14 protein-coding genes are annotated in these 17,548 nt (G+C 37.5%); 2 read left to right on the forward strand and 12 right to left on the reverse strand.

Features of this window, described 5'->3' with window-relative positions; genetic code table 11:
• Nucleotides 1–39 precede the first annotated feature (39 nt).
• Nucleotides 40–723 carry a hypothetical protein gene (locus ASG31_RS16140; protein WP_056035118.1) on the reverse strand — a complete coding sequence of 228 codons (684 nt, stop codon included), beginning with the start codon at nucleotides 721–723 and terminating at the stop codon, nucleotides 40–42.
• A complete protein-coding gene (locus ASG31_RS18985) occupies nucleotides 724–1,218 on the reverse strand; it encodes a hypothetical protein (protein ID WP_056035121.1) in 495 nt (164 codons plus the stop codon).
• A gap of 250 nt (nucleotides 1,219–1,468) precedes the next feature.
• Between ASG31_RS18985 and ASG31_RS16150 the strand changes: the two genes are divergently transcribed.
• Complete coding sequence (locus ASG31_RS16150; RefSeq protein ID WP_056035123.1) at nucleotides 1,469–2,653, forward strand: DUF4861 family protein; 1,185 nt, start codon at nucleotides 1,469–1,471, stop codon at nucleotides 2,651–2,653.
• A 9-nt stretch (nucleotides 2,654–2,662) separates the two neighbouring features.
• Nucleotides 2,663–3,685, forward strand: a complete 1,023-nt coding sequence (pelA, locus tag ASG31_RS16155; protein WP_056035127.1) for a pectate lyase — start codon at nucleotides 2,663–2,665, stop codon at nucleotides 3,683–3,685.
• A gap of 217 nt (nucleotides 3,686–3,902) precedes the next feature.
• Here the strand turns inward: pelA and ASG31_RS16160 are convergent, their stop codons facing one another.
• From ASG31_RS16160 to ASG31_RS16205, 10 genes are all read right to left on the reverse strand, one after another.
• Nucleotides 3,903–6,377 carry a glycosyl hydrolase family 95 catalytic domain-containing protein gene (locus ASG31_RS16160; protein ID WP_056035130.1) on the reverse strand — a complete coding sequence of 825 codons (2,475 nt, stop codon included), beginning with the start codon at nucleotides 6,375–6,377 and terminating at the stop codon, nucleotides 3,903–3,905.
• Between the two features lie 46 nt (nucleotides 6,378–6,423).
• Nucleotides 6,424–7,329 (reverse strand): alpha/beta hydrolase, encoded by a 906-nt coding sequence (locus tag ASG31_RS16165; protein ID WP_056035133.1) that lies wholly within the window; start codon nucleotides 7,327–7,329, stop codon nucleotides 6,424–6,426.
• A 176-nt stretch (nucleotides 7,330–7,505) separates the two neighbouring features.
• A complete protein-coding gene (locus ASG31_RS16170) occupies nucleotides 7,506–8,405 on the reverse strand; it encodes an alpha/beta hydrolase (RefSeq protein WP_056035138.1) in 900 nt (299 codons plus the stop codon).
• 73 nt (nucleotides 8,406–8,478) lie between these two features.
• Complete coding sequence (locus ASG31_RS16175) at nucleotides 8,479–8,820, reverse strand: cupin domain-containing protein (RefSeq protein WP_056035141.1); 342 nt, start codon at nucleotides 8,818–8,820, stop codon at nucleotides 8,479–8,481.
• 333 nt (nucleotides 8,821–9,153) lie between these two features.
• Nucleotides 9,154–9,891, reverse strand: coding sequence for a rhamnogalacturonan acetylesterase (locus ASG31_RS16180; protein WP_056035142.1), 738 nt, complete (start codon nucleotides 9,889–9,891; stop codon nucleotides 9,154–9,156).
• Nucleotides 9,892–10,163: 272 nt separating this feature from the next.
• The gene (locus tag ASG31_RS16185; RefSeq protein WP_056035146.1) at nucleotides 10,164–11,141 is read right to left on the reverse strand and encodes a pectinesterase family protein; all 978 of its coding nucleotides are present in this window, start codon (nucleotides 11,139–11,141) and stop codon (nucleotides 10,164–10,166) included.
• 211 nt (nucleotides 11,142–11,352) lie between these two features.
• Entirely contained in the window at nucleotides 11,353–12,255 is a 903-nt protein-coding gene (locus tag ASG31_RS16190) for an alpha/beta hydrolase (protein WP_231433783.1), read from the reverse strand.
• Nucleotides 12,256–12,559: 304 nt separating this feature from the next.
• Nucleotides 12,560–14,260, reverse strand: coding sequence for a glycoside hydrolase family 28 protein (locus ASG31_RS16195; RefSeq protein ID WP_231433782.1), 1,701 nt, complete (start codon nucleotides 14,258–14,260; stop codon nucleotides 12,560–12,562).
• 91 nt (nucleotides 14,261–14,351) lie between these two features.
• On the reverse strand, nucleotides 14,352–15,992 hold the full coding sequence (locus ASG31_RS16200) for a glycoside hydrolase 43 family protein (protein WP_056035147.1): 1,641 nt from the start codon (nucleotides 15,990–15,992) through the stop codon (nucleotides 14,352–14,354).
• Nucleotides 15,993–16,278: 286 nt separating this feature from the next.
• A complete protein-coding gene (locus tag ASG31_RS16205; protein ID WP_056035150.1) occupies nucleotides 16,279–17,538 on the reverse strand; it encodes a glycoside hydrolase family 105 protein in 1,260 nt (419 codons plus the stop codon).
• Nucleotides 17,539–17,548 lie beyond the last annotated feature (10 nt).

A 17,548-nucleotide genomic window follows, 5' to 3' on the forward strand; every position in this document is an offset into this window, starting at 1 on the left:
AATTATTCTGAGGTTAATGAAATTTCGGTGAAATGAAATTCATCGCATCCATCCTTCAACAATATAATTTTTCTGATTCACTTTATATTCTTTATCATTATTTGGCTTGTACCAAAGTTCAATTCTCGCTCCATATTTATCTCCCCATGAGCCTTCATAAATTGCAAATTCTCCGGTGTAAATCTTTTCTGAAGGTTTTTCCATAACAATTTTCGAACGTTCGTTTATCCGTTCTTCTGACAATCTGTCGTTTGAAGTTATTTCATATGCTTTGATGTAAAAATATCCTGCAACTTTTGGTTGATGATTAATGTAAAAATTATAAATACCGGGCTGCGAAATTTCTGATAATCTAAAATCGTTTAGCTTTAAATCTTGTACCGTGATTTCTTTGTCAACAGGTATTTCAAATTTTATATTTTTTGGAATTGTTTTGTCTGCGCCATAAAAATCGGGTGGTGAAAATGTAAAATACATTGAAACGGAAAAGAACAAAAATGCCGAAATTATCATTTGAGGAAACAGTAAATACCATTTTTTAATAACGATTTGAACAAGCGCAGAAATTATGTTACCCAAAACATTGAGATAGAAAATGCCCAAAGCAAGATCTACAACATTGTCTTTTTTCAGAATCATTCCCAATTCCAAAATAACATAAGGAATCAAATAGGCAATTATTGGAATCCACCAGATCAGAAAGTATTTTTTTATATATTTCATTTAATATTTTCTACTAAGATTTTTTATCTCCTCCAAAAATTGCTTCATCTCCACTGCTTTCTGTGTCCCAATCAACAGTTTCTTCCCATCCTTAAAAACCAGTTGCAACCCCATATTTCCTGAGATATTATAGGCTTTTCCTCTTCCAAAAGATATAATTCTTAAACCCCAGCCACCATAATCCATAAGCGGAGAATATTGCCGGATGAATGCTTTGTCAATGTTTTTCCATGGAAAATATTTGAACTGCAGATGAAAAGGAAAAAGCCGAACCCTTATGCCCAAATGATCAATTTTAGTTTCCAGTTTAATGATGAAAAATAAAAAGAAAATCACAACAGGAACAGCAGTTGAAATTATCAACTCTGTGCGGGAGAAATATTCTGCATTTTCATAGGAGTTGTACGCAGAAAATCCGAGTACAAAAAAAATAATCAACCAAAGCCACCATTGTCTGAAGCGCTGTATTTCGTAAAATTCGGGATTCTCTTTCATTGGATTTAATTGGTGTTTAAAATTATGAAAATTTTAATTGGTTTTGTGTTGGAAGTTCAGTCTGATTACACAAATGCTGATAATTTCACAGAATTTCAGTTTAAAATTTGAAACACCACATCAGTTTGACAGATGAAGATTTATCCGTTAAATAATATCGGGAGAAGTTGAAATGACTTTTAAGAAATATTTAAGGTTTTAAATCTAATAAATACTCAGAATATTTTTACTTTTGATAAAACTACATTTTATGTTCAGACAAAAAAAATGGAAACTGGGTTTGAGTTGTGCAATCGTTTGCATTGCTGCAAATTTTATGAATGCGCAGACTTCAATTCAGGTTAAAAACACTCAGGATTTTGCCAGAAATGAAGTCGTTTCTGTTTCAACTAAGCAATTGAAAGTATTTTTAGGGAAAAATAAAGCGGAAGATTTAAGAATAAAAGACGCCCAAAACCAATATCTGCCGATTCAGTGGATCGATAATGACGGTGACGGGAAAAATGATGTACTTCTTTTTCAGGCGAAACTGGATGCGAAGAAAACAAACTCTTACACAATTATTGCGGATGCAAATACACCGATTCCTGAGAGTAAAGTGACCACATATTCCAGATTGGTTCCGGAAAGAGTTGACGATTACACGTGGGAAAATGATAAAATTGCGTTCAGAGTGTATGGCCCGAAAGGTCAGGCTGAAGCGTTGGCAAAAGTGAAAGGAAGCACACTTTCCAGCGGTGTCGATATCTGGTTTAAAAGAACCGAAAAATCTGTTATTAATGAATGGTACAAGGGTTATCAGACGGATCCGATGTATTATCACAAAGACACAAGAGGTGAAGGCTACGATCCGTATCACGTGGGAGACAGCCGTGGAACGGGAGGAATAGGAATATGGAAAGACGAAAAACTGCAGGTTTCCCAGAACTTTGTGACTTCAAAAACCATTGCAGAAGGTCCGCTGAGAACCGTTTTTGAACTGACGTATGCGCCGTGGAGTGAATTTGGAGTAAAAGAAACAAAAAGAATTTCTCTTGATTTGGGTTCCAATTTTTCTAAATTTGAATCTACTTTTGAAACTGAAAAACAAGTTCCCAATTACACGGTCGGAATTTCTTTACATAAAAACGAAGGCGAATCTAAACTGAATGATCAGGCCGGATATTATCTGCATTGGGAAAAAATAGATGATGCTTTTGTGGGCGAGGGAATTGTGGTAGATCCGAAAATTGTTCAAAAATCGGTAGCTTTCAAATCTGAAACACCGGACCAGAGTAATCTTCTAGTTATAACGAAGCCTCAGAAAAAACTTACATATTACGCAGGTTTTGCATGGCAGAAAAGCGGACAAATTCAAACTCAAAAAGATTGGGAAAATCTGTTGCAGAAGCAGGCGAAAATTGTTGCCAATCCGCTTATAATTACTCTTAAATAATTTAAAAAAATGATCAATTTAAAACTGACTGTAGCTTCATTTTGTCTGATAACATCAGCATTTTCTGCGCAGGTAAAAGATACTTTAGCCGAAAAAATGATGGTGTATCAGCTTCCGAACGGCGGTTGGGGAAAACATAACAGCGACAAAAAAAATGTAGACTACACTAAAAAGATAGACGCTAAACTTTTAAAAATAATCAAGGCCAACGATAATGATCTTGCGACAATTGACAACAATGCAACCTCAAAGGAGATTAATGGTTTGATAAAAGCTTACGGTACTACAAAAAATCCTGCATACCTGAAATCTGCTGAAAAAGGAATTGAGTATTTGCTGTCGATGCAGTATGAAAACGGTGGATTTCCGCAATATTTTCCAAACTCTGCGATTTACAGAAAGCAGGTGACTTACAATGACAATGCGATGATCAACGCGTTAACTGTTCTGTACAATGTTGCTGAAGGAAAAGAGGGTTTCGATGCGGTAGATCAAAAATTAAAGGAAAAATCAAAAATTGCCGTTCAAAAAGGGCTTGACTGTATTCTAAAAACTCAGGTCATGCAAAACGGTAAACTTTCCATCTGGGCAGACCAATACAACGAAGTGACTTTAGTTCCTGAAAAAGCGAGAGCCTTTGAACCGATGTCTCTGGCAACCGGAGAATCTGTGAACATTGTGAAGTTTCTGATGATGCAGCCCGTAACTCCGGAAATTGAAAAATCTGTAAGGGCGGCAGTTGAATGGTTTAAGGCGAGTAAAATTGAAGGGTACACCTACAGTGTTTCGAAAGAAAATGATAAACCAATCCGTACACTGAGCAAAAAAGAAGGCTCAGCAGTTTGGGCGAGATTTTATGATATTCCAACAAACAAACCTGTTTTCGGTGACCGAGACGGAAGTGTGAAATTTAATTATGAAGAGGTTTCTGAAGAGCGTAGAATGGGCTACAGCTGGTACAATGAGGCGGGAACAAAACTCATTGAGAATGATTATCCAAAATGGTTGAAGAGAAATAAACTTTCGCAATAATTAAAGAAACCTCATTGGTTTTCAAAACCTATGTGGTTTGATCTAAAAACAAATCCTGACGCTTGACTGCATCAGGATTTCTTATGTTTCCAGCTCACGCGGATTTTGCGGATCGTGCTGATTTTTTCTTCGATTACTTTTACCTAAAATTATATTAAAAATTCGTGTATTCGTGGCAACAAAAAGATCTGTGAAAATGCGTGAAATCTGTGCAAATCTACTTCGCTTCAAAACTGTAAACTCCGCCTTTTTCAGTTTTAAAATCAAACATTTCTGTTTCCGGAACTGCAAAATCTTTCAGCTCTGCTTTGGCCGATTTTAAAGGCGTTTTAATAACATCCACTTCATAATATTCGTTGGAGTTTGACCCTTTTGCTGAGGTGAAATTTGTTTTCGATTTTAAATTTAGACCTTTCGCCACTCTTATTCTTGCATTTCCACCTAAAGAAGATTTTATAACCAGTTTGGTCAGTTTGGAATTTTTCCAGTCCATATCGATTTCAAAACCGCCTCTTGCTTTCAGACCTTTCACAGAGCCGTTTGGCAATGCATCGGGAAGTGCAGGCAACAGGTAAATGTATCCGTCATAGCTTTGCAAAAGCATTTCAGCAATGCCGGAAGTACAGCCGAAATTTCCATCAATCTGAAACGGCGGATGTGCATCCAGAAGATTCGGATAGGTTCCTCCAGACTGGCCTTTTGTTTCGAGTGGAGCGGGAGTCAACTGGTCTGAAATGAGTTTAAAAGCACGGTTTCCATCCAATAATCTTGCCCACCAGTTCACTTTCCAGCCCATCGACCAGCCTGTGGATTTATCGCCACGGTAAATCATTGAATTTTTTGCAGCTTCAGCCAGTTCAGCGTTTCTCAACGGTGAAATCTGTCCCGAGGGAAATAAGCCGTACAGATGCGAAATATGTCTGTGTTTGTCATCCGTTCGATCCATATCAGTCAGCCATTCCTGAAGTTGAGCATGTTGCCCGATCTGCATTGGCGGAAGTTTTGACAAAGCCGATTTCACTTTATCGGAAAGATTTTTATCCTGATTTAAAATTTTTGATGCATTGATGAAATTATTGAATACATCAAAAACCAACTGGTTGTCCATTGTCGTTCCCGCAGTGATGCTTACGTTTTTGAAGTATTTATTTTCCGGCGACATTGATGGCGACACCACGAGATATTTTTTTGAAGGATCCTGTTGAAGAACGTCTAAGTAAAACAACGCACAACCTTTTAGAGCTTCATAATTTTTCTTTAAAAATTCCTTGTCTCCGGTGTATAGATAGTGGTTCCAAACGTGTTGAGTAAGCCACGCTCCGCCCATCGGCCACATTCCGTAGAAGCCGCCATCAACGACTCCCGTGATTCGCCAAAGATCGGTGTTGTGATGCATATTCCAGCCTCTTGCTTTGTACATTTCTTTGGCAGATTCTTTTCCTGTCACAGACAAATCCTGAATCATATCAAACAATGGCTCGTGCATTTCGCTGAGGTTGGTATTTTCGGCAGGCCAGTAATTCATTTCTGTATTGATGTTGACCGTATATTTGCTGTCCCAAGCCGGATTCAGCTGATAATTCCAGATGCCTTGCAGATTGGCTGGCTGCGTTCCCTGTTGAGAGGAAGAAATCAAAAGGTAACGTCCAAACTGGAAGTATAAAGCTACCAAATCCGGATCTTGTGAATTTCCAAATTCTTTAATTCTTATATCGGTTGTTTTCTTAGCTTGTTCGGTTATTCCTAAATCTAAACTGACACGCTTGAAATATTTCTGGTATTTTTCAATATGAGCCTTTAATTCATCATTATATTTTTTGTTTAAAGCCTTATTTAAATATTCTGAAACTCTTGCGTCTGGATTTCCTGAAAGGTCATTATATTTTTTAAAATTAGTTGCAATAGAAACATAAATTACAACTTCATCTGCAGTGGTAATTTCAAGCTTGTCTTTTGTTGAGGTCAATTTTCCACCTTTTAAAACTGGAACTGCAATAGTTTTAAAATTAATTTTCCCGGTTTTATTGTCCACAGAACCACTTGTTCCATTAATGACCAATTGATTTTTCTCTGTGAAAATAGAATTGATTTTGTGTGGAGTAGAGGCATTGACAGAGAAATTTAGACTACCTTTTTTGCTTGAGGAAAGTTTAATCACCACCACATTATCGGCAAATGATGAGAAAATTTCACGTTTAAAAGTCACACCATTCACTTCGTAAGAAACCGTGCTTATTGCTTTTTCAATATCTAAAGTCCGGCCGTAGTTTTTAAAATTTTCATGACCTTTAAAATCTAAAAAAAGATCGCCCATCGTCTGATACGGCATTCCGTAATTCAGATCTTTCGGAGCTTGTCGCGGATAGGTTATATTGGTTAAATCCTGTGCTTTTTCAAACTGTCCATCACTAATCAGTCGACGAACTTTTTGAATACTGTCGAACGTGTTTTTCGGGACATTATTTCCTGGTTCGCCCGCCCAGATTGTCTCCTCATTGAGCTGAAGATGCTCCTGAGCTACGCCACCAAAAACCATTGCTCCCAATCTTCCGTTTCCGATGGGAAGTGCTTCGTTCCAGTTTTCAGCGGGCTTGTTGTAAGTTAATTTAAGATTCTGTTGTGCAAAAGTTGATATAGAAATCACCGTTCCGCAAGCCAGTAAGATTATTTTATGTTGAATGATTTTTAGCATTATTTGATTTAAGTTTTTTAATAAGTATTTAATTATTACTCACCAATTATTTATTATTCATATTCCTAAGCCAGTCTGCACAGATTTTCTTCCAGTTATCTGTCAATTCAGTTTTATTTGAAATTCCGATGTTGTGTTCACCTTCCGGGAAAATAAACAGGGCTCCTTTAACTTTATTTTTATTCATCGCTTCGTAATATAAAATTGAGTTGATTACTGGTACGGCATTGTCATTTTGAGCATGAAATAAAATGGTTGGTGGTGTTTTTTCGGTCACGCTATTTTGCATTGAATATTCTTTGATTTTTTCGTAAGAAGCATTTTCTCCTAAAAGATTGTTGCGGCTTCCTTTATGAGCAAATTCTCCCAGATCAATCACGGGAGAAACCAAAATGGCAAAATTTGGAAGTGTTGAAACACCTATCCATTCACTTTTCAATTCAGTATAATCAGTCGGAATATTACTTACCATTGCCGCCAGATGTCCACCCGCAGAAGTTCCTAAAACTCCAATCTGATCAGGTGAAATTCCGTACTGACTAGCATTTTTTCTGATTAGTTTAATTGCGGCCTGAATATCCTGCAATGGACCAATTTCTCTCTGTTTTAAATCCGGAGAAGTAGGTAAGCGGTAGTTTAAAACAAATGCTGAAATTCCTAATGTGTTGAGCCATTTTGCGTACGAATATCCGCCCAAATCGTAAGTTAAATGTCTGTAGCCACCACCGGGAATAATGATGACAGCCATCTTTTTTCTCTCTTCTTTGGCAGGCAGAAAAGCGAACAGTTCAGCTTCCTGAATCTGTGTAATCCGTCCTTCTTTTTCTTCAATAATGTTTAATTTTAAACCTTTGGAATTGGGCATTGTACCTTGTTCCCAAACTGCTATTTTCTGTTGAGCTGAAATTTGAATTCCAATAAAAATGCTGAATATAAGGATGAAGTTTTTCATTGATTAAAATTTGTTTAAATCTGAATTACTGACACTTTTTTAATTAATAACAAATTTGTTTTGATGACAAATCCGCAGCCCGACTTGAACGGAGCTCTTTTTGTGAGGAGGAAAGACGAATAAAAAAGCGGGAGTGGAAGGCGGAATAGCTGCCCAAATGAATTACTCATTACCCATTACTTATTACCCATACTAAAAAGCCAGTCTGCACACAGTTTTTTCCAGTTTTCGTTGATCGGATCTTTATCAGTCACAAAAAAACGGTGGCCACCTTTAGGAAAAATAAATATTGAACCTTTTACCTTATTTGTTATCATCGCTTTGAAATAAAGAATGCTGTTCATCGGCGGAACGGCGGTATCATCCTGATTGTGAAATAAAATGGTAGGTGGCGTCTTTTCCGTTACTCTATTTTGCATCGAAAATTCTGCAATTTTTTCTGAAGAAGCGTTTTCTCCGAGCAAACTTTCACGACTTCCCTTATGTACAAATTCCCCAAAGTCGATGACCGGACAAAAAAGAACAGCAAAATTCGGGATGGTGGAAATTTCTGACCAATCACCTTTTAACTCGGTATAATCTTTAGAAATATTGCTCGCCATTGTCGCCAAATGTCCGCCTGCTGAGGTTCCCACAACGCCTACCAGATCGGGAGAAATTTCCCACTGGTCTGCATTTTTTCTGATGTATTTGATGGAAGCCTGAATATCCTGCAAAGGCGCAATTTCTCTCTGAATTAAATCGGTTGAGGTAGGCAATCTGTAGTTTAAAACAAATGCGGAAATTCCCAAAGTGTTCATCCATTTTGCGATTTGAAAAGCCCCTTCATCATAAGTCAGTTTTGAATAACCACCGCCGGGAATGATGATAACGGACTTCTGATTTCTCTCCTTTACGGGAGGCAAAAATGCAAAAAGTTCAGCTTCTTTCAGTTCTGCCAATTCTTTTTTCTTTTTGGTCTTTGAAACCAAAATTTTCGAGTTGGGCATTTCACCTTTTGGCCAAAATAGAAGTTTTTCCTGAGCAGAAACTTGCGCAAAAAGTAAAATAATTAAGATGAAAATTGCTTTCTTCATAACTTATTTAAAGCTTACTGTTAAAAAAAACCTAACAGGTTTTAAAAACCTGTTAGGTTTGAGTATTTTGAATTTAGCCAATTAAAAAATCTTCTCTAAACGGTGTGAACGCATCAACTAGTTTTCCTGCTTCAAGACATTTTACGCCATGAAAAATATTGGGTTGGGCAAAAAAACCGTCGCCTTTTTGTAGGATTTTGGTTTCACCGTCAACGGTCACTTCAAACTTTCCTTCCGCAACGTATGTGATTTGCGAATGAAAATGCTGATGTAAAGTTCCAATCGCATTTTTTTCAAATTTAACGATGACCATCATCACCTGAGAATTGTATCCCACAAATTGTCTGGAAACACCATCTCCTAAATCTTCCCATTCGGAATTGCCATCGAAAAAAGGTTCTTTTTTGAAATTCATTGTATTGATTTTTCTATTGTATATATTAAATATTAGTAGATTTTATAAGCTGTTCGATAAAAATTAAATACAACTATCAGGTCGCTCCTCTGGAGCTTGAATTCTCAACATAGCTGTTTTCTATTAACATTTCGCTCCCATGGAGCTGAATATAATCCCATCGGGATTGACTGTTAGTAGAAAAAGAATAAAGTACCCAAAACAAAGCTCCAGAGGAGCGAACTGTTGATTCCATCCTACAAACATTGATTTGTTATTTTATTAAATTTTTTACGTAAAATAATGATTTTTTTGAAATTAAATCTGTGAAAATCTGTGCGATCTGTGGGACATCTATTTAATATATTTTTCCAAACCTGTCTTTAAGTTCTTTAAAAACTTTGTAGCCAGTTTGGCAACCGTTTCAGCTCCCAGTTTTGATAAATGCGTGTCATCTGCTTTGTCTTTTTCATAATATGCATTTTCACCTGCTTTGAAATAGAGGTGAAGCAGTTTCGATTTCTCAGGACCTGCAGCAATCTCCATCTGTTCGGTCAGTAATTGCATGTCTACAAACGCGACTTTCATGTCATTCGCCACCATTCTTACCACCAAAGGATAATCGGTGTGTGTATCAATTAAAACGCCGTTTTCGTTGAAGTTTCTTCTGGTAATGGAAGTCATCAGAATGGGTGTTGCTCCTTTTGCTCTGGTCTCATTCACATATCGCTCAAGATTGGCTCTGTACTGTGTATGAGGATTTGTAAATTTTGTAGAATCTTTCAATTTCTGATCGTTATGACCGAACTGTATGACTACGAAATCTCCTTTTTTCAATTGTTTTTCCACTTTATCCCAACGTCCTTCGGTTCTGAAACTTTTTGAGCTTCTTCCGTTCATGGCGTGGTTCTGAATTTCAATTCCGTTGGTCATGAATTGTCCTAAAACCTGTCCCCAACCGTGTTCCGGGTTTTTATCAGGATTGTCTTTATTGGACATTGTGGAGTCGCCGATTAAAAATAAGGTTGGTTTTTTCTGAGCTGTCGATAATGCTGAAATTATGATGCTTAGGACTAAAAGTATTTTTTTCATTTTAATTTTTTATTTAATGTATAAAATTTTAAACCGCAAAAGAATCAAAAGAAATAATTAAAATAAGACTGTCAAAAGTTTACAAAATGTAAAAAGTTCCATTTTGCAAACTTTTGATTATCTATCATTCTCAAACGTCTTTTGTTTCTTTTGCGGTAAAATAACTTTTCATAGTATGGTTTTACTGTTTTGAAATGCTTCGACAGGCTCAGCATGACATCGCTAATACTAACTATTATATTTAAAATGGCTTTGAGATTGCTCATTACCAATTACTTATTACTCATACTCGGATTCCAGTCGCCGAAAATATTTTTAATGGTATATCTTTTTGCTTCTTTTTTTGTCAACTGATGCGACCACGCAACTCTTTGAGAAGTATTTCCGCCTTCGCCTTTGTTGTTGTATTCTGCATAGTATGCGGTTTTGTCTTTGTCGGGGAACATTTTGTCGCCTTTCCATGGGTTCCAGCCTTCAGGAAGTATGTGGCTGCCCATTTCGGTGTTGATGAAAACGGTTTTTGCGTACGGTCTCCACGGTCTGCCTAAAAATACTTTGTTGGTGCCTTCTTCCGCAATTAATTTGCAATCGAAAAATACATATCCAAATTCTTTGCTTTGGTCTGTGGATGCTGCTGTGATATAAGAATTGGCCAAACTTTTTATCGTACAGTTTTTGAAAATCACCGTTGCCGAACCAAAAATAAAGTCGGTTGTTCCTTCAATAAAGCAGTTTTCATAGTATTGCCTGCTGTGATTTCCGCCTGTATAAACCGTATCCTGACAGCCTAAAATCCTAGAATCTTTCACGGTAAAACGGTCACCTTCCACATGTAGTGCAACAGCCTGTCCCTGATTGCATGACGAATTTTTTATGGTGAGGTTCGAAATTTTCACATCATCAGACATTACCAACAGCGTGTACGAATTGAAAGTCGTCATTTTTTGGTTTAAAGCATCCATCTTGCCTGAATAATCGTCGTTGGTAATGATTGTATTTTCTTTACTCTCACCCTGTAAAGTGATTTTATGTTTTGAAGATGGAATAACGATCTTCTCATTATACTTTCCGGCTTTTATTTGAACCAAAGCTTCAGAAGGCCCGAAATCTCTGATGGATGTAATGGCCTGTTGAATGGATTTGAACTGCCCGCTGCCGTCCTGCGCCACGGTTACGGTAATATATGGATTGTTTTGAGCCAATACAAAATTGGTTGCTGAAATGATGAGAATTAAAAGTAGTTTTTTCATAAATACATTTTACGATTGATTCTTAATTTTTTAACGCAAAGATTTAATTTCTTGCTGTAAATGTTAAAGGAGCAAAGGATGTGAACAAGTCGCTTAAGCTTGAAAATAAACATTAGCTTAAAATCAATTTATTGATTATTCTTTGCTCCCTAAATGTTTTCAATTAAAATAAATCTTTGCGTTTAAATTTTGCCTAAACCTTAACCCCAATTTACTTCAACGTTTTATCTAAAAAATCCACTGTTAAATTCAAGGTTTCTGTGAACCATGGTTCAGCAGACCAGAAGGAGTGCGGAGTATCTTTGATTTCGTGATATTCTGTGAAAGTTCCGTAGCTTTTTAATTTTTTCATCATGTCATCCCGTCCTGCATGGAAGCGGGGTTGAGAAGAATTGATGAACAGAATAGGAGCTGTGTTTTTGTCAACGTATTCCAATGGGGAAGCTTCTGTCCAGTTTTTAAGATTTACATCTCTGTCACCGCCCAACCAGAAGGCTGCGTAAGTGCTTTCTTCAGCTTCGGGATGGATGAAGGAAACAATGCCATCGATGTTGACAATTGCCTGAATTTTATTCTTTTTTTGAACTCCTACCAAAGTTGCGATTTGCGCTCCGGCTGATTCTCCCAAAATTGCGATCTTTTTGGGGTCTACAGAATATTTCTTTTTGTTTTTCTTTAAATATTTAATCGCATTGCTCACATCATCAATTGCTGCAGGAAATTTTGCAACTTCGCTTAAACGGTAACCGACCGCAATGGCGACATAGCCTTTGGCAGCCAACTCCTGAGCCATGTATTTTTCGTTTTCCTTACTTCCTGAAATCCAGCCACCACCGTGAACCATTGCGACTGCCGGATGTTTTTTGGATTTGTCGAGAGGGTAGTAGATATCGGCTTTCAGGGAAAGTCCGTTGATGTTGGCATATTCTACATCTTTATCGATCCCGATGTTGGGCGGAACCGGTCTGTTCAAAGGGGTGATGAACGGATGTTTCTTTTTAAGTTTTTCGTATGTTGCTTCGTTTGTGTAAGGAGTAGCATTCGGCTTTGTCTGACCGAATGCTATAGCTCCTACAAAAAAAACAAAAAGAAAATATAGTTTGTGAAAACTCATTTTTAAAATTAATTTGGTTTTGTTTGACCGCAAACTTTTTAGTTTAACCACAAAAGGCACAAAAGTTTTTTGACACATGAGTGACTTTGAAGTTTACATCTTTGAAAATATTTAAGAACACATCAGTTGAAAAATTAAAATTTTTCTCTTACGTGAAATTTCAACTCTAATATTGTCATTTTGATAGGATTTCATCCTATCCTATATTAGAACGTCCTTTCAGGACTTTAACATCAAACTTTAAATTTCTTTTGTGTTCGAATCTCTAATCCCGAATCTCAAATCTCAAACTTCAAATATCAAATTACTTCACCGCATTCTTTGCAATCTCTTTCGAGATACTTAATTGCTCGCCTTTTACGTCTTTCGGAAGTTTTACCGATGTGGTTTTTGCTCCCAAAACTTTGATGGTTGGTTTTTGAGTTGATTCCAGCTGCAGGCCTGTCAAGTCAATATTTTTACTGTTGAGAATGGTTGCTCCCATTCCTTCGGTGTATTTCAGTTTCACATTTTTCAATTGAATCCCGTCTGCATCAACGATTGATAAACCTTTTTTGGTTTCAAACTGAGAATCTTCAATCACGATATTTTTAAGATTCATTTCTGCCAGACCGAATAAAGTAATTGCCTCGTCAGAATTGGTTGCTGTGATATTTTTAAAGTAAATATTTCTGAAAACCGGAGTTTCTTCCGTTACCGGGTATACTTTTTCAGGGGCTTTGTTGCCTTCAGCTTTTTGTCCGTCTTCCAAAACAGGTGAAGCACCTTCGTAGAACATATTAAAACCTATCGTCTGCGTTGGGATGTTGATCATATCGATGTTTTTAATATAAATATTTTCAACAACACCACCTCTTCCACGGGTAGTTTTAAAACGAAGACCGATGTCTGTTCCGATGAAAGTACAGTCTGAAACGTGCATGTTTCTTGCTCCACCAGACATTTCACTTCCAATTACGAAACCACCGTGACCGTGATAAACCATATTATTTTTGATGATTACGTTTTCAGTTGGCATTCCTCTTTTTCTTCCGTCTTCATTTTTCCCGGATTTAATGCAGATCGCATCGTCACCCACGTCGAAAGTATTGTCGTAGATCAGAACATTTTTACAAGATTCTAGATCTACACCGTCACCATTTTGAGAATACCAAGGGTTTCTAACGGTAAGATTTCTTAAAATTAAATTAGAAGTCATCAGTGGATGAAGATTCCAAGCCGGAGAATTCTGGAAAGTTGGGCCGTCCAAAAGTACCTGATCACAACCAACGATGCTCACCATTACCGGACGAAGGAAATCTTTTACAGATTCCAGTTCAGATTTGTTGATTTTATCGGGAACATTGAAGCTTGAGCTGCCTTCAAATCCTTTTTTATAGCTTTCTGAAGGGTACCATGTTTTACCGTCTTTGGAAACAATTCCGCCTGATGCAACGAATTTTTTCCATTCCACTTCAGATAATTTTGATTTTTTCACTGCTCTCCACGCGTCACCGCTTCCGTCGATTACTCCTTTTCCTGTGATGGCGATGTTTTTAGCATTTCTTGCAGAGATCGGAGACTGACAGCGGATTGTATTTAAACCTTCAAAACTCACGTCTACCAAAGGATAATCGCTTTTGTCTGTACTGAAAATAATCATCGCACCGTCTTCCACATGAAGATTGATGTTGCTTTGCAAAACGATAGGGCCTGTCAACCAAAGACCTCTTGGAACGACTAGTTTACCACCACCTTTTTTTACCAAAGCGTCGATTGCTTTTTTGAAAGCTTCCGTATTTTTTACACTTCCACCTGCAACACCTCCAAAATCCTTGATCGATACGGTATTTGCTGCGAAAGAAGTTTCTACCACTTTAGGCATTTTAAACTCAATTCCTTTGTAAATATCTGTATTTTGAGCGTAGAATTGTCCCGAAAACATCATTGCCGCGACAAGACCTATTATTTTGAATGACTTCTTCATATCGTTATATCTTTTTATTTTTCTGTTGATTTTTTTCATTCTCCCAAAGATTTTCGCAGATGAATGCACATAATTTGAAAATTAACCTTCAATAAAATCTGTGAAAATCCGTGAAGTCTGTGGGAAATATCTAATTTTTTGTTATTCTGAAATATTCAAAATCTGCATAGCCACCGCGGTTTGCTTTCTGTGTGCTTACAGAATATAATCCCACTTTTGCACCAATCCATTTTCCGGGTTTTGCCTGAAAAAGTTCGCCAACTTTGATAAAATTTTTACCATTTTCACTGTAACTGAATGTACAGATTCCGTTAGGTTCGCTGACATTTACTTTAAAATAAGCTTCGTTTGATTTTAATTTGGTTTCAAATAAAACTTTTTCTTCGCCACCTTTTTCAGCCTTTTCTGCTTTTCTCAACTGAACATAATATCCATCGGTTTTGTTGGTGATGACAATCGATGCGTGATCCATTCCCATAATTAAAAGTCCGGCAGTTTTTCCTTCTTTGGCATCTTCGGGAGTTAACTTAACTTTCGTGGAAGCCACAAAATTCGGAGCGGGAAATTTTTGAGTCAGAAGATTCGGAACGTTCCAAAGATTTTTATCGTTTTCAGCCATTTTCATGGAGAATAATCTCAGGAATTTCTGTCCCGGAAGTTTGGATGACCAAACGATGTTTTCGTTGGCGCTCCATTGCCATTGCAAACCTAATTTTTCACCATCAAATTCATCAGTTTCAGCTGGAGTTACGACAGGATAAGTTTTCCCGACGTTTGGTTTTTTATATGTTAAAACCGGTTCGCCGATGCCATTTTTATCGTTGTCGATTCCCATGGCAGGCCAATCTTTTTCCCATTTCATTGGTTGCAAATGCACAATTCTTCCACCTGCATCCACATCCTGAAAATGATAAAACCAGTCTTCACCTGAAGGCGTATCTACCCACGCTCCCTGATGCGGACCGTTGATTTTTGTTTTTCCCTGCTCAAGAACAATTTTCTCTTCGTAAGGACCGTAAATATTTTTTGATCTTAAAACCAATTGCCAACCTGTAGCCACACCTCCCGCCGGAGCGAAAATGTAGTAGTAGCCGTTTCTTTTATACATTTTTGGACCTTCAACTGTTGGATGAGCATCGTGACCATCGAAAATATGAACGCCTTTATCCAAAACTTTTGTTCCTTCAGGATTCATTTTATTTAATGACAGCAAACTTTTCACTCCGGCGCGGCTTCCTGCCCAGCCGTGAACTAAATAGGCCTGTCCGTCCTCGTCCCAAAACGGACAAGAATCGATTAAACCTTTTCCTTCCATTACCAAAACGGGCTCGTCCCATTTTCCAAGCGGATCTTTGGTTTTTACCATGTAAATTCCGAAATCAGGATCGCCCCAGTAAATGTAAAATTCGCCTTTGTGGAAACGGATTGCGGGAGCCCAAACGGCGTCACCTCTTCTTGGAACGGAAAAATGTTCTTTCGGCAAAACATCCTGAATGGCGTAGTTGACCAATTTCCAGTTGACCATATCTTTTGAATGAAGAATAGGCAATCCGGGAGCTTCGTTGAAACTTGAAGCGGTCATATAATAATCATCACCAACACGCGTAACGTCCGGATCTGAATAATCTGCGTATAAGATCGGGTTTCTGAAATTTTTCCCCTGATCGGCTGTCCAGACTTCTGAAACGTATGGTTTTTCCTGTGCATTTAAATATGATGATGCAATGGAAAATGCGGTGATTGAAAGTATATTTAAAATTTTGTTTGTCATAAAATCAGATTTTTGATCTGGTTTGTTTTAATCCCGAAACTTCGGGACAAAGATTTTTTTTATACTTGATGTATATTTTAAGTTCGCAAAGGCGCTCTGCTCAGCAAAGGCTTGAAGTTTTAAATTTCAGAGTTTGTTCAAAAATTTGAAACTTTTTATACGTTGAATTGCATGCAGCCCGACTTGAACGGAGCTCTTTTTCTGAAAAATGGTGTGGGAAAAGCCCTGGAGATTTTTCAGAAAAAAGCGGGAGTGGAAGGCGGATTAAGCTGCCCAAATATTCATTCTACTTTTCAAATTCTAAACTTGCCAAAATAAACGGTCCTGTTCCTTTTCCGTCGTTTGAACGGATCTCTTCATTCACGTAATATTCGTAAGAACCGTCTCTATAAGGTTTTCCTCCCAAACCGGCAACAGCACAACATTTATTTAAATTTACAACACCATTTTCATCAACAGTGATAAGATTTTTGATGATTCCGTCGTAGCCTTTTTTTGCTGCGGCTTTGTACGATTTTGGCAAATAACCTTTGTTTACAGACTTTATCATTGTGTACACAAACATGGCTGAAGCCGTTGCTTCTTCATAGTTTCCGTTTGCCAATGGCTTATCCAAAACCTGATACCAAAGTCCTGATTTTTTATCCTGATATTTAATAACAGCATCAGAATAGGATTTGATGTAAGAAATAATTCTCGCTCTTCCCGGATGGTCTTTCGGTAAATAATCCAAAACGTCTACCATCGCCATTCCATACCAACCCATGGCTCTTCCCCAGAAATTCGGCGAAAGTCCGGTTTGTTTATCTGCCCATGCCTGTTCTTTGCTTTCGTCCCAGGCGTGATAAAGCAATCCTGTTTTTTTGTCTAAAAGATTTTTCTGAACAGAGTCGAACTGCATTACGATATCGTCATATGCCTTTGCAGCATCTGCACCTTTTGTAAAATCTTTGGTATAGTGTGTGTAGAAAGGCATTCCCATGTATAAACCATCTAACCAAACCTGGTTTGGATATATTTTTTTATGCCAGAAAGAACCCTCGTTCGTTCTTGGCTGTCCGTCGATTTGTAAACGAAGCGTTTGAAGTGCTTTCAGGTATTTTTCTTTTTTCTCTTTTTCGTAAAGATAAAGCAGTACGTTTCCGCTGTTCAGCATGTCGATGTTGTACTTGTCAAGATCGTAAGTAGCGATTGTACCGTCTTCCTTGATCAAAGTTTCACCGAAACCGCTGATGTAATCGTAATATTCTTTCTTACCAGTTTTAATGTACAATTGTTCAGCACCATCCAAAACAATTGCTGACGGATACGTCCATTTCGGGCTTTTGCTGAAATCGAGCATCCACGCTTCCGGGAATCTCTGCATTTCAGAAAGCATCATTCTTTCAGACCATTTCAGGTTTGTGGGAACTACTTTTCCTGATTTTGCAGTTTGTGTTGTAGCTTTTGAAGCGGTTGCCGTTTTTGTCTGTGCACAAGCCAGGAACATTCCTGAACCTAAGACGGCTACAGCGTATATTTTTAATTTTTGATTAATAAAACTCATTGTAAGTCAA

It is taken from the genome of Chryseobacterium sp. Leaf404 (assembly GCF_001424145.1).
Classification (GTDB): Bacteria; Bacteroidota; Bacteroidia; order Flavobacteriales; family Weeksellaceae; genus Chryseobacterium.